Here is a 13523-nt window from a genome sequence, read left to right as displayed (position 1 = left end):
GCATGCCACTCGTCGCCCTCACCGGGGGGATCGCCTCGGGAAAGTCCACCATCGCGGCCCGCTTGGCCGAGCACGGCGCGGTCGTGGTCGACGCCGATCAGATCGTGCGTGATGTTCAGCAACCGGGCACGCCGGTGCTCAGCGCGATCGCCGACCGATTCGGCGATCAGATGCTTCGCGACGACGGCGCGCTCGATCGAGCCGCCCTCGGGGCCGCGGTCTTCGGCGACGGTGAAGCCGTGAGCGCGCTCAACGCGATCGTGCATCCCGCGGTCCGTGCAGAGTCCGAACGTCGATTCGCCCGCGCGTTCGAGGCCGATCCCGACGCCGTGGTCGTGTACGACGTGCCGCTCCTGGCCGAGACCCGTGCGCGGGATCCGTGGGAGCTCGTGATCGTCGCCCACGCGCCGGCGCAGGTGCGACGGCAGCGGCTCGTCGAGATCCGCGGGCTCAGCGTCACAGACGCCGATGCCAGGCTCGCCTCTCAGGTCTCGGACGAGGACCGACTGCGTCTCGCCGACGTCGTCATCGACACGGCGGGCGACCTCGCGCACACGCACGCGCAAGTCGACGATCTGTGGGAGAGCCTGCCCGCGATGATCGCAACGGTCCGATCCTGACGGCGGCGTCGCGTCAACCGGAGGCCGCGACGGTGTCCGCGCGTCTGCGCCGTCGGTATCTTCGGATCGCCACCCCGAGCGCCACGACACCGCCGATCAGGGCCAGGGCGGCGAGCACCGGCACGAGGATCGCCAGCACCGAGAGCACGAGGGAGGATACGTCTTCCACGGTGCTCATCACCGGCGCGGCGACGCCGCCGGTAGCCGCGTTCGCAACCGGTCGGAACGCCGCCTTCACGCCGTGCACCGCCAGCGCGATGAGCACCCCCACGAGGATCGGCACCCACGACGAATCTGAGAAGAACGCGGCGGGATCGGCGACGGAGACGGTCTCGGCGCTCGCGCCGGCGCCGAACACGACGCCGCCGGAGGCGGGGCGGACCACCGTCTGCAAGACGTCGTTCAGGGAATCGACCGCCGGCACCTTGTCGGCGATGATCTCGACGACCAGCATGGCCCCGATGATCCACAGCGCGATGTCGCTGGAGAGCCATGCCCACGAGGCGGGCAGCTCCACGGCGGGAAGGAACCGATCGGCGAGCCCGAGCACGAGCAGAGGCATCCATGCGTTCAGGCCCGCCGCGGCGGCGAGGCCCGTGCCGACCAGGAACTCGAGCATCCCCCCACTGTAGAACGCGACGGGCGTACCCTGGAGGCGACGAGGGAGGTGGGGACGTGGGAGTTCTCTCCAGGTGGCGAAGACGCCGATCGCCGTACCGGGCCGTCAGCGACGAAGAGCAGATGTCGCGCTACGTCTATCTGCTCGGTTCGCTCCCAACGAGTGTGGTCGAGAAGGCGCACGCCCAGGCCTTCAAAGACCTGCCTCGCGCGAAGCGTCGTGAACTGTTCGAGGAGCTCCGCCCGTTCCTCGCGGAGGGTGAGCAGGCGGAGAGCGACGACAACGATCTGCTGGCCAGGCTCGTTCGGCGGGCCGAGGAGCGCCGCGCACGTCGAGCCGTCGACACCGGTGGCGCGGCCCCGAGCGGCGGAGAGAGCGCGGCGCTCGATCCTCGGGACGGCGTCGACCCGCGTGCGCTGATGATGAGCGCGGGTGTGATGACGGTCGTCGCGCATCACTTCCTGCTCTCGACGGCGCTGACGACGTACTTCACCGTGGGTGCGGGAGCCCTGCTGGCCGACCAGCCCGCCTGGGTGGCGGACATCACGGGCGTTGAAGCGAGCGCAGCCGGCGGCGGCTACGACGGCGCGGGCTTCGACGGGGGAGTCGGGGGATTCGACGCCGGCGGTTTCGGCGGATTCGACGCCGGCGGCGGCTTCGGCTGAGACTCCCGCGCCGATGTCGGAGGGCGCACCTACCCTGGAAGGGTGCAGACCACACGTTCCGTGCGCCCGTTCGAAGTCGTCAGCGAGTACGCCCCCAGCGGCGACCAACCGCAGGCGATCGCCGATCTCGCCGCGCGTATCAATGCCGGGGAAACCGACGTGGTGCTTCTCGGTGCCACGGGAACGGGGAAGTCGGCCACGACAGCCTGGCTCATCGAGGCGGTCCAGCGGCCGACGCTCGTGCTCGCGCACAACAAGACGCTCGCGGCGCAGCTGGCGAACGAGTTCCGCGACCTGATGCCGCACAACGCGGTCGAGTACTTCGTGTCCTACTACGACTACTACCAGCCCGAGGCGTACGTGCCGCAGACGGACACCTTCATCGAGAAGGACTCCTCCGTCAACGCGGAGGTCGAGCGGCTCCGCCACTCCACCACCAACGCGCTGCTCTCGCGCCGCGACGTCGTCGTGGTGTCGACGGTGTCCTGCATCTACGGCCTCGGTGCGCCCGAGGAGTACCTGCGAGCCATGGTGGCCCTGCAGGTGGGCGAGCGCTATGACCGCGATGCGCTCATCCGCAAGTTCATCTCCATGCAGTACAACCGCAACGACGTCGACTTCTCGCGCGGCAACTTCCGCGTGCGCGGTGACACGATCGAGATCATCCCGGTGTACGAGGAGTACGCGATCCGGATCGAGATGTTCGGCGATGAGATCGAGGCGCTCTACATGCTCCACCCGCTCACCGGTGATGTGGTGCAGAAGATGGAGTCCGTGCCGATCTTCCCCGCGTCGCACTACGTCGCCGCCACCGAGACCGTGCAGCGGGCGATCGGCACGATCGAAGACGAGCTCGCGGAACGGCTGACGGAGCTGGAATCCCAGAACAAGCTCCTGGAGGCCCAGCGCCTGCGCATGCGCACGACCTTCGATCTGGAGATGCTGCAGCAGCTGGGCTTCTGCTCCGGAATCGAGAACTACTCACGGCACCTCGACGGGCGCTCGGCGGGAGAGCCGCCGCACACCCTGCTGGACTTCTTCCCCGACGACTTCCTCCTGGTCATCGACGAGTCGCACGTGACGGTGCCGCAGATCGGGGCGATGTACGAGGGTGACGCGTCACGCAAGCGAACTCTCGTCGATCACGGCTTCCGGCTCCCGAGTGCCATGGACAACCGTCCGCTGCGCTGGGACGAGTTCAAGGAGCGGATCGGGCAGAGCGTGTATCTGTCCGCGACGCCGGGACGATACGAGATGGGCATCGCCGACGGCATCGTCGAGCAGATCATCCGCCCCACCGGCCTCGTCGACCCGGAGATCATCGTCAAGCCCTCGAAGGGGCAGATCGACGATCTGCTCGAGGAGATCAGGGTGCGTGTGCAGCGCGACGAGCGCGTTCTGGTCACCACGTTGACGAAGAAGATGGCAGAAGAGCTCACGGACTTCCTGGGCGAGCACGGCGTGCGCGTGAGATACCTGCACTCCGACGTCGACACCCTGCGCCGCGTCGAGCTCCTCACCGAGCTGCGCGCCGGCGTCTACGATGTGCTCGTCGGCATCAACCTCCTCCGCGAGGGTCTCGATCTGCCGGAGGTCTCGCTGGTCTCGATCCTCGATGCCGACAAAGAAGGATTCCTGCGGTCGGGCACCTCGCTCATCCAGACGATCGGGCGCGCCGCGCGAAACGTCTCCGGACAGGTGCACATGTACGCGGACACCGTCACCGACTCCATGCGGAACGCGATCGACGAGACCGAGCGGCGCCGCGAGAAGCAGATCGCATACAACACCGAGCACGGCATCGATCCGCAGCCGCTGCGAAAGCGCATCGCCGACATCACCGAGGTGCTGGCGCGGGAGGCTTCCGACACCAACGACATGCTCTCGCGCAAAGACGCCGCCAAGACGAAGAGCGGCAAGGGCAAGTCTCCGACACCGCAGCTGCGCCGAGAGGGGATCGCTGCTGAGGGAGCCCAGCAACTCGAGACGACGATTCAGGACCTTTCGGATCAGATGCTCGCGGCGGCGACCGAGCTGAAGTTCGAACTGGCGGCACGCCTCCGAGACGAGGTGCAGGACCTCAAGAAGGAGCTTCGCGCCATGGAGCGCGCCGGTCACGCCTGAGGACCGACGGGCTCGCTTGCGCATCGCCGGAGGTAAAAACCGCCACGGCGAATGTTTCATGATGTTGCGCCTGGTTCGTCACGCCGACGCGGCTCTGTCACTCTTACTGCGTGACCACGACACTCGACGCCCCTGCCTCGGCCACCACGCCGTCGCGCGGAGGTGCCGTGCGCCTCGACAGCGTCGGGCGCACGTTCGGCACGCCGAACGGCGCCGTCGACGTACTGCGCGGCGTCGACCTGGAGCTGCCGGCTGGGGAGATCGTCGCGGTGATCGGGGCGTCAGGATGCGGCAAGTCCACGCTGCTTCGTCTCGTCGCCGGTCTCGACCAGCCCACTGACGGCGCGATCACCGTCGACGGCGATCGGCTGGCCGACACCGACGAACGCGCGGCGATCGCCTTCCAAGAGCCTCGTCTGCTGCCGTGGCGCACGCTGTCGCAGAACGTGGAGCTCGGGCTCCCGCGCGTGCGCGGCTCACGCCGGTCGGCCCGCGCCGCCGGTCGCGAGCGGGTGCGCGAACTCCTCGAACTGGTCGGCCTCGACCACGCGTCGAATCTTCGCCCACGCGAGGTCTCCGGTGGCATGGCCCAGCGTGCGTCCCTTGCGCGCGCTCTCGCGCGCAACCCCGACGTCCTGCTCCTGGATGAGCCGTTCGCCGCGCTGGACGCGCTGACGCGTCTGCGCATGCAAGACCTGCTGCTCGAGATCCACGCCGCGCAGCCGACGACGATTCTGCTGGTCACTCACGATGTCGAGGAAGCGCTCTACCTCGCGGACCGCGTCGTGCTGCTGTCATCGCTGCGCTCGGCGGGGCCCGATGCGCGCTCCATCGCCCAGATCCTCCCGGTCGCCGGGACCCGACCCCGCGATCGCGCAGACAGCGCGTTCACGGACCTGCGCGCCACCCTCCTCGAGGGACTCGGCGTGCACACCCACCACTACAAGACTCCTGAGGAGACCCCATGAGCACCGCCATTCGCCGAACCGTACCCGCGATCGCCCTCGCCGGTGCGATGGCGATGCTCGCCACCGGCTGCATCGCCGGCGAGAACGCCGGCAACACGACCGACAGTGCCGAGGCCACCGGTGAATGGTCCACCGATCAGCTGACGCTGGACTGGGCGACCTACAACCCGCTCAGCCTCGTGCTGCGCGACCAGGGGCTGATCGAGGATGCCCTCGGCGACGACGTCACCGTCGAGTGGGTGCAGTCGACCGGTTCGAACACGGCGAACGAGCTGCTCCGCTCCGGCTCGGCCGACATCGCGTCGACCGCCGGCTCGGCCGCACTCCTCGCCCGCGCCAACGGCTCGCCGATCAAGGTGATCGACATCTACTCGCAGCCGGAATGGTCGGCCATCGTCGTCGACGCCGACAGCGACATCACGTCGGTCGACGACCTCGCCGGCACCTCGATCGCCGCCACGAAGGGCACCGACCCGTACTTCTTCCTCCTCCAGACGCTCGACGAGGCGGGACTCTCGCTCGACGACGTCGAGGTGCAGAACCTGCAGCACGCCGACGGATGGTCTGCCCTCGCCGGCGGTTCGGTCGATGCGTGGGCAGGTCTCGACCCGATCATGGCGGGTGCCGAGGTGGACTCCGGCGCCCAGCTCATCTACCGCAACGTCGACTTCAACACGTACGGATTCCTCAACGCCACGGAGGACTTCATCGACAACCACGCCGATGTCGCGCAGGTCGTCGTCGATGCCTACGAGCAGGCCCGCATCTGGGCCCTCGAGAACCCGGAGGAGACCGCGGCCCTGCTCGCGGAAGCGTCGGGTCTGGACACCGAGGTCGCCGAGACGGTCATCCTCGAGCGTTCGAACCTCGACGTCTCGGGCGTCCCGGGCGCGGACCAGATCGCCGTTCTCGAGCGCATCTCGCCGGTCCTCGTCGACTCGGGCGATGTCCAGGGCGGACAGGAAGCGCTCGACGAGGCGCTCGCGACCATCGTCTACGACGAGTTCGCCCTCGCCGCCACGAGCGAATGACCGTCACAGCAACGACGACCGGCACACGTCGGAAGGGCGGCGCCGCTTCGGCGGCGACGCCCTTCTGGGCGCGTCGCGGCGTGCGCATCGTGGGCGGACTGGTGCTGCCGCTGCTGCTGCTCGCACTGTGGCAGTTCGTCACGACGACGGGGATCATCCCGACGTACCGCCTTCCCACACCCGTCTCGGTCGTGCAGGCGGCCGTTCAGCTTGCTGCGGACGGCACGCTGTGGGTGCACGTCGCGATCTCGATCCAGCGCGTCCTCCTCGGGTTCGCCATCGGCGCCGTGGTCGGTCTCGCCATCGCGGCGATCGTCGGCCTCTCCCGTGCCGGGGAGGTTCTGCTCGGACCCACGATCGTCGCGCTCCGTGCGGTTCCGTCATTGGCATGGGTCCCGCTGCTGATCCTCTGGATGCAGATCGGCGAAGACTCCAAGGTGACCCTGATCGCGATCGGCGCGTTCTTCCCGGTCTTCACCACGGTCGCCGCCGGACTGCATCGCGTCGACCCGCACCTGGTCGAGGCCGGACGGTCCTTCGGGCTTCGGGGGTGGCCGTTGCTGCGCACCATCCAGCTGCCGGCCGTGGTGCCCTCGATGGTCGCCGGCCTTCGTCTCGGTCTCGCGCAGGCCTGGCTGTTCCTCGTCGCGGCCGAGCTCGTGGGCGCCTCGATGGGGCTGGGCTTCCTCCTCACGGAGTCGCAGAGCACCGGGCGCGTCGACCGGATCATCCTCGCCATCGTGCTCCTGGCGCTCCTGGGCACCCTGACGAACGCGCTGCTGTCGCTGTTCGAGCGGGCCGTGCTCAAGCGCTGGCTGTGAGGGAGTGAAGATGTCCGGTTCCGTCCCGCCGGCCGCCGATGAGGCGCGTCTGATCGAACAGCGGACGTTTCCGCCGGATCCGGCCTTCGCCGCACAGGCGAACGTCGGCCCCGAAGCCTCTGCGATCGCCGCCGCCGATCCGATCGGCTTCTGGGACCGCGCCGCCCACAGACTCCAGTGGGAGCGCCCGTGGACGTCGACGCTCGAGTGGCGGCCTCCGGTGCGCGATGAGGACGGCGAGCTGTCCGTGCCGGCCGCCCGCTGGTACGACGGCGGGCGACTGAACGTGGCGGTCAACTGCGTCGACCGTCATGTGGTCGCCGGTCGTGGCGAGAAGGTGGCGCTCCACTTCGAGGGGGAGCGAGGCGACCGCGTGACGGTCACCTATCGAGACCTCCAGCGACGGGTCGCCCAGGCGGCCCACGCCCTCGAGCACCTCGGGATCGAGCCCGGTGATCGGGTGGTCGTCTACCTCCCCGTGCTCATCGAGACGGTCGTCATCGCTCTCGCCTGCGCCCGCATCGGCGCGGTGCATTCGCTGGTGTTCGGCGGTTTCTCGGCCGAAGCCGTGCGATTCCGCCTCGAAGACACCGGTGCGAAGCTCCTGGTGACCTCTGATGGGCAATGGCGACGGGGGCAGGCGGTCGAGGTCAAGTCCGCCGCCGATGCCGCCGCCGACGGACTCCCGCATCTCGAGCACGTGCTCGTGGTGCGTCGCACCGGCCAGGACGTCGACTGGACACCGGGGCGCGACCACTGGTGGCACGAGGTGGTGGAGACCGCTCCGGAGGTGCACGAGCCCGCCGCGTTCGACGCGGAGCATCCGCTGTTCATCATCTACACCTCGGGGACGACGGGGAAGCCGAAGGGTCTCGTCCACACCTCCGGCGGTTATCTGACCCACGCGAGCTGGGCGCACTGGGCCCACTTCGACGCGAAGCCCGACGACGTGCACTGGTGCACGGCCGACCTCGCGTGGGTGACGGCGCACACGTATGAGCTCTACGGACCGCTCTCCAACGGACTGACGCAGGTGATCTACGAGGGCACGCCGGACACTCCGCATCGCGAACGGCATCTGGAGATCATCGAGCGCTACGGCGTCACGGTCTACTACACCGCGCCGACACTCATCCGCACCTTCATGACGTGGTGGGGCGACACGCTGCCGGCCGGGTACGACCTGACATCGTTGCGACTGCTCGGTACCGTCGGCGAGGCGATCAATCCGGAGGCATGGATGTGGTTCCGGCGAAACCACGGCCGGGACAGCCTCGCGATCGTCGACACCTGGTGGCAGTCGGAGACGGGTGCCGCGATGATCGCGCCGCTCCCGGGCGCAACCACCCTCACCCCGGGGTCGGCCACGGTTCCGCTGCCGGGCATCGACGCCGCGGTTGTCGACGACGACGGCGAACCGGTCGCGCCGGGCCGCTCCGGCACCCTCGTCGTCCGTCGTCCCTGGCCGGGGATGGCACGCACGATCTGGCGATCCCCGGAGCGCTATCGCGACTCCTACTGGTCGCGATTCGCCGGACACGGCGAGTGGGGCGGATACTACGTGGCGGGGGACTCCGCGACGGTGGACCAGGACGGCGCGATCCGGGTGCTCGGCCGGCTCGACGATGTCGTCAACGTCTCCGGTCACCGGCTGTCGACGATCGAGATCGAGTCGGCGCTCGTCGCTCATCCCGCAGTCGGAGAGGCGGGGGTCGCCGGCGTGGCGCATCCGATCACCGGTCATGCCGTCGCCGCCTTCGTCGTACTGCGCGAACCGGTCGACATCGAGACGCTCCGCGCTCAGGTCGCGGTCGAGATCGGCCCCGTGGCCAAGCCCGCTCACGTCATCGTCGTGCCCGATCTGCCGAAGACCCGCTCGGGCAAGATCATGCGCCGACTGCTGGTGCAGATGTGGCAGGGTGACGTGTTGGGCGACATCACATCCCTGCAGAACCCCGATGCCGTCGAAGGCGTCCGCGACGCGATCGCACGCCTGAAGGGCGCCGGCCAGTCGGCGACACCCGCCGAGGACAAGGAGAACGAGTGACCGAGCATCGATTCGGCTTCCGCACGCGCGCGCTGCACGCCGGGGGCACCCCGGATGCGGCCACCGGTGCTCGCGCGGTGCCGATCTATCACACGAGCTCGTTCGTCTTCGACGACGCCGCCGACGCGGGGAACCTCTTCGCGCTTCAGAAGTACGGCAACATCTATTCCCGCATCGGCAATCCGACCGTCGCCGCGCTCGAGGAGCGCATGGCGTCCCTCGAAGGCGGGATCGGAGCGGTCGCGACCGCCAGCGGCATGAGCGCGGAGTTCATCACGTTCGCCGCGCTCGTCGGCGCAGGAGACCACGTCGTCGCGTCGGCGCAGCTCTACGGCGGAACGATCACGCAGCTCGACGTCACGCTGCGGCGGTTCGGCGTCGAGACGACATTCGTCGCCTCATCGGATCCCGCCGACTACGCCGCCGCGATCCGGCCGGAGACGAAGGTCGTCTACACCGAGGCGATCGGGAATCCCGGTGGGGAGATCGCCGACATCGCCGGACTCGCGAAGGTCGCGCACGACGCGGGTGTGCCGCTCGTCGTCGACGCGACGCTGGCGACGCCGTACCTCCTGCGCCCCATCGAGCACGGCGCCGACATCGTCATCCACTCGGTCACGAAGTTCCTCGGTGGTCACGGCACCGCTCTCGGCGGTGTCGTGGTCGAGGCCGGCACGTTCGACTGGGGCAACGGCACCTTTCCCGCGATGACCGAGCCGGTGGTCTCCTATGGGGGCATCAAGTGGTGGGACAACTTCGGCGAGTACGGCTTCCTCACCAAGCTTCGCAGCGAACAGCTGCGTGACATCGGCCCGTCGCTCAACCCGCAGGCCGCCTTCACGCTGCTGCAGGGAATCGAGACGCTGCCGCAGCGCATGGATGCGCACCTCGCCAACGCGAGAATCGTCGCGGAGTGGCTCCGGACCGACCCGCGGGTGTCCTTCGTGACCTGGGCAGGGCTCGACGATCATCCGCACGCCGAGCGTGCGCGCCGGTACCTGCCTCTCGGTCCGGGGGCGGTGTTCGCCTTCGGCGTGGCTCCGGCGGGGCGATTCGAGGACGACGCGGCTCGAGAGGCGGCCGCGCGCAAGGCGGGGGAGACCTTCATCGACTCGGTGACCCTCGCCTCGCACCTGGCGAACGTGGGTGACGCGCGCACCCTGGTGATCCATCCCGCCTCGACCACCCACCGCCAGCTCACACCCGAGCAGCTGATCGCAGCGGGGACCCCGGCTGACCTCATCCGGATCTCCGTCGGGCTCGAAGACCCCGAGGACATCGTGTGGGATCTCGACCAGGCCCTCACCGAAGCGACGGGAGCGACCCGATGACCGATGCCGCCTTCTGCGCCCTGCCCACCGCGCCGCCGGCTTCGGCTGATCGCACGTGGCAGGCTCCCGGAGCCCAGGCGCGCCACGACCTGCTGCGGCGCACGCGGTCGGTGGCGATCGTCGGCGCCTCCGACAATCCCGCCCGCGCAAGCTACTTCGTCGCGACGTACCTCACGAGCAGCTCGCCGTACGACGTCTACTTCGTGAACCCTCGGGCCACGTCGATCCTGGGGCAGCCGGCCTACGCATCGCTGTCTGACCTGCCGGTCGTCCCCGATCTCGTCGACGTCTTCCGTCGCCACGACGACCTTCCGGGCGTCGCTCGGGAGGCCGTCGAGGTCGGCGCCGCCGCGCTGTGGCTCCAGCTGGGGTCGTGGAACGAGGAGGCGGCGGCGATCGCGGAGCACGCCGGGCTCGCGGTGGTCATGGACCGGTGCATCAAGATCGAGCACGCGCGATTCCACGGCGGCCTGCATCTCGCCGGTTTCGACACCGGCGTGCTGAGCTCGAAGCGGCAGCTGCTCTCCCGCTGATCGGCTGACGGAAGCTCGTCCGGCGAGCTGCCGCGTGCGCCGCGGGCGAACGCGGTCCCGGAGCCGATGTCGGAGGTCGCGCCTACACTTGACGGGTGCCCATCGTCCCCGTTCCCCTCACCGGAAAATCCCCCGCCGTCTCGAGCGACAAGCTGAGCGTGCGCGGCGCTCGCGTGCACAACCTGAAGGACGTCGACCTCGACATCCCGCGTGATTCTCTCGTCGTCTTCACGGGCCTGTCGGGGTCGGGCAAGTCGAGTCTCGCCTTCGACACGATCTTCGCGGAAGGACAGCGTCGCTACGTCGAGTCGCTGAGTGCCTACGCACGTCAGTTCCTCGGTCAGGTGGACAGACCCGACGTCGACTTCATCGAGGGTCTGAGCCCGGCGGTGTCGATCGACCAGAAGTCGACGAACCGCAACCCGCGCTCGACGGTGGGCACGATCACCGAGATCCACGACTACATGCGCCTGCTGTGGGCCCGTATCGGAGTGCCCCACTGCCCGGAGTGCGGCGAGATCATCCAGCGTCAGACGGTGCAGCAGATCGCCGACCAGCTGATGGAGCTGTCGGACCGCACGCGCTACCAGATCGTCGCGCCCGTCGTCACCCAGAAGAAGGGCGAGTTCGTCGACCTCTTCAAGGAACTCTCGGCGAAGGGGTACGCGCGCGCCGTGGTCGATGGCGACCTGGTCCAGCTCGCGGAGCCGCCGACGCTGAAGAAGAGCTACAAGCACGACATCGCCGTCGTGGTCGACCGGCTGGTCGCCGGCCCCGACATCCTGGGGCGCGTCACCGACTCGGTGGAGACCGCACTCGGTCTCGCCGGCGGGGTCATGCAGGTGAACTTCGTCGACGAGGAAGGTGACGACGCGTGGCAGTCGTTCTCCGAGAAGCTGGCGTGTCCGAACGGGCATCCGCTGCAGCTCACGGAGATCGAACCGCGCACCTTCTCGTTCAACGCCCCGTTCGGCGCCTGTCCGGCGTGTTCCGGGCTCGGCACCCGCATGTCGGTCGACTCGGATCTGATGCTCGGTGACGAGGAGCTGTCGATCCGCGAGGGCGTCATCATCCCGTGGACAACGCAGGGAAAGGGGCTCTTCCAGTACTACGAGCGACTGCTCGAAGGACTGTCGAACGACCTCGGCTTCTCGCTCGACACGCCCTGGAAGCGTCTGCCGCAGGCCGTGCGCGAAGCCGTGCTGCACGGCGAGAACTACAAGGTCACCGTCAAGTGGAAGAACCGCTACGGCCGCGAGATGCGCTACTCGTCGGGCTTCGAAGGCGTCGTGCCGTACATCGAACGTCAGTACGTGCAGGCCGAGTCCGACACGCAGCGGCAGCGCTGGTCGGAGTATCTGCGCGAGGTGCCCTGCCCGGTCTGCGACGGTGCGCGCCTGAAGCCCGAGGTGCTCGCCGTCCGCGTGCACGGCCACTCGATCGCCGATGCCTCGCGGCTGAGCCTCGCGGATGCGCAGCGATTCTTCGCGGAGATGACGCTCACCGACCGTGAGGCGAAGATCGCCGCACAGGTTCTTCGCGAGATCCGCGCTCGCCTGGACTTCCTCATCCAGGTCGGTCTGACCTATCTGAACCTCAGCAGGTCCGCCGGCTCCCTCTCGGGCGGTGAGGCGCAGCGCATCCGCCTCGCGACGCAGATCGGCTCCGGACTCACCGGTGTTCTGTACGTGCTCGATGAGCCCTCGATCGGCCTGCACCAGCGCGACAACCGTCGCCTGATCGAGACGCTCGTGACCCTGCGCGATCTCGGCAACACGCTCATCGTCGTCGAACACGACGAGGAGACGATCCACGCTGCTGACTGGATCGTCGACATCGGGCCGCGGGCCGGTGTCGACGGGGGAGAGGTCGTGCATTCGGGGCCCCTGTCGGAGCTGCTCGCCGACCGGCACTCGATCACGGGCGACTACCTGGCCGGCCGTCGGGAGATCGCGACGCCGGATAAGCGGCGCAAGCGCGATCGCAAGCGACAGATCTCCGTCGTCGGTGCCCGCGAGAACAATCTCCGCAACGTGACGGTCGACTTCCCCCTCGGCGTGCTGACCGCCGTGACCGGAGTGAGTGGTTCGGGAAAGTCGTCGCTCGTGAACGACATCCTGTACCGGGTGCTCGCCCAGCGCCTGAACGGCGCGCGGAACATCCCGGGCAAGCACACGCGAGTGACCGGGCTCGACAATCTCGACAAGGTCGTGCACGTCGATCAGGCGCCGATCGGGCGCACGCCGCGGTCGAACCCCGCGACGTACACCGGAGTGTTCGATCGCATCCGCGGCCTGTTCAGCGAGACGCCGGAGGCCAAAGCCCGCGGGTACCAGCCGGGGCGATTCAGCTTCAACGTCAAGGGCGGGCGCTGCGAGGCGTGCTCCGGAGACGGCACCATCAAGATCGAGATGAACTTCCTCCCCGACGTCTACGTCGACTGCGAGGTGTGCCACGGAAAGCGGTACAACCGCGACACCCTGTCGGTGCACTACAAGGGCAAGAACATCGCCGAGGTGCTCGAGATGCCGATCTCCGAGGCCGCGGAGTTCTTCGAGCCGATCCAGGCCATCCACCGCTACCTGAAGACCCTGGTCGACGTCGGCTTGGGATATGTGCGCCTCGGCCAGTCGGCGACGACGCTGTCGGGTGGCGAGGCCCAGCGCGTGAAGCTCGCCACAGAGTTGCAGCGGCGCTCGAACGGGCGCAGCATCTACGTGCTCGACGAGCCGACGACCGGACTGCACTTCGAAGACGTCAGGCG

The 13523-nt window shown here is 68.5% G+C and carries 11 protein-coding genes; 10 read left to right on the top strand and 1 reads right to left on the bottom strand.

What is annotated here, in order from left to right; translation table 11 throughout:
• Positions 1 to 2: 2 nt before the first annotated feature.
• A complete protein-coding gene (gene coaE, locus B4E30_RS14360) occupies positions 3 to 620 on the top strand; it encodes a dephospho-CoA kinase (protein ID WP_194383223.1) in 618 nt (205 codons plus the stop codon).
• Positions 621 to 633: 13 nt separating this feature from the next.
• Here the strand turns inward: coaE and B4E30_RS14355 are convergent, their stop codons facing one another.
• Positions 634 to 1239, bottom strand: a complete 606-nt coding sequence (locus B4E30_RS14355; protein WP_286795780.1) for a DUF4126 domain-containing protein — start codon at positions 1237 to 1239, stop codon at positions 634 to 636.
• Positions 1240 to 1361: 122 nt separating this feature from the next.
• On the opposite strand from B4E30_RS14355, the gene B4E30_RS14350 reads away from it, so the two are divergent.
• The 9 genes from B4E30_RS14350 to uvrA all read left to right on the top strand — a co-directional run.
• Positions 1362 to 1904, top strand: coding sequence for a hypothetical protein (locus B4E30_RS14350; RefSeq protein ID WP_286795778.1), 543 nt, complete (start codon positions 1362 to 1364; stop codon positions 1902 to 1904).
• 42 nt (positions 1905 to 1946) lie between these two features.
• The gene (gene uvrB / locus B4E30_RS14345; protein ID WP_286795777.1) at positions 1947 to 4028 is read left to right on the top strand and encodes an excinuclease ABC subunit UvrB; all 2082 of its coding nucleotides are present in this window, start codon (positions 1947 to 1949) and stop codon (positions 4026 to 4028) included.
• 110 nt (positions 4029 to 4138) lie between these two features.
• Positions 4139 to 4996, top strand: a complete 858-nt coding sequence (locus tag B4E30_RS14340) for an ABC transporter ATP-binding protein (RefSeq protein WP_194383219.1) — start codon at positions 4139 to 4141, stop codon at positions 4994 to 4996.
• Positions 4993 to 6027, top strand: coding sequence for an aliphatic sulfonate ABC transporter substrate-binding protein (locus tag B4E30_RS14335; RefSeq protein WP_286795775.1), 1035 nt, complete (start codon positions 4993 to 4995; stop codon positions 6025 to 6027). The genes B4E30_RS14340 and B4E30_RS14335 overlap by 4 nt, the downstream gene beginning before the upstream one ends.
• Positions 6024 to 6848, top strand: coding sequence for an ABC transporter permease (locus B4E30_RS14330; RefSeq protein WP_071043600.1), 825 nt, complete (start codon positions 6024 to 6026; stop codon positions 6846 to 6848). The genes B4E30_RS14335 and B4E30_RS14330 overlap by 4 nt, the downstream gene beginning before the upstream one ends.
• A gap of 10 nt (positions 6849 to 6858) precedes the next feature.
• Complete coding sequence (gene acs, locus B4E30_RS14325) at positions 6859 to 8895, top strand: acetate--CoA ligase (protein ID WP_286795773.1); 2037 nt, start codon at positions 6859 to 6861, stop codon at positions 8893 to 8895.
• On the top strand, positions 8892 to 10226 hold the full coding sequence (locus B4E30_RS14320) for an O-acetylhomoserine aminocarboxypropyltransferase/cysteine synthase family protein (RefSeq protein WP_286795772.1): 1335 nt from the start codon (positions 8892 to 8894) through the stop codon (positions 10224 to 10226). Before acs ends, B4E30_RS14320 begins: the two co-directional genes overlap by 4 nt.
• On the top strand, positions 10223 to 10759 hold the full coding sequence (locus tag B4E30_RS14315; RefSeq protein WP_071043597.1) for a CoA-binding protein: 537 nt from the start codon (positions 10223 to 10225) through the stop codon (positions 10757 to 10759). The genes B4E30_RS14320 and B4E30_RS14315 overlap by 4 nt, the downstream gene beginning before the upstream one ends.
• A gap of 95 nt (positions 10760 to 10854) precedes the next feature.
• On the top strand, positions 10855 to 13523 hold a 2669-nt coding region (gene uvrA, locus B4E30_RS14310; protein WP_286795770.1), incomplete at its 3' end, for an excinuclease ABC subunit UvrA.

This window comes from Microbacterium sp. UBA3394, from assembly GCF_002358725.1.
GTDB classification, from domain to species: domain Bacteria; phylum Actinomycetota; class Actinomycetes; order Actinomycetales; family Microbacteriaceae; genus Microbacterium; species Microbacterium luteum.
The sequence above is the reverse complement of the archived record's forward strand: the minus strand, read 5'-3'. Positions and strand labels throughout refer to the sequence as shown.

What these genes read in the sequence shown, in the direction of transcription:
- B4E30_RS14350 (WP_286795778.1), top strand. Translation starts at nt 1,362, where the DNA reads ATGTCGCGCTACGTCTATCTGCTCGGTTCGCTCCCAACGAGTGTGGTC.
- B4E30_RS14355 (WP_286795780.1), bottom strand. Translation starts at nt 1,239, where the DNA reads ATGCTCGAGTTCCTGGTCGGCACGGGCCTCGCCGCCGCGGCGGGCCTG.
- B4E30_RS14330 (WP_071043600.1), top strand. Translation starts at nt 6,024, where the DNA reads ATGACCGTCACAGCAACGACGACCGGCACACGTCGGAAGGGCGGCGCC.
- B4E30_RS14335 (WP_286795775.1), top strand. Translation starts at nt 4,993, where the DNA reads ATGAGCACCGCCATTCGCCGAACCGTACCCGCGATCGCCCTCGCCGGT.
- B4E30_RS14315 (WP_071043597.1), top strand. Translation starts at nt 10,223, where the DNA reads ATGACCGATGCCGCCTTCTGCGCCCTGCCCACCGCGCCGCCGGCTTCG.
- acs (WP_286795773.1), top strand. Translation starts at nt 6,859, where the DNA reads ATGTCCGGTTCCGTCCCGCCGGCCGCCGATGAGGCGCGTCTGATCGAA.
- coaE (WP_194383223.1), top strand. Translation starts at nt 3, where the DNA reads ATGCCACTCGTCGCCCTCACCGGGGGGATCGCCTCGGGAAAGTCCACC.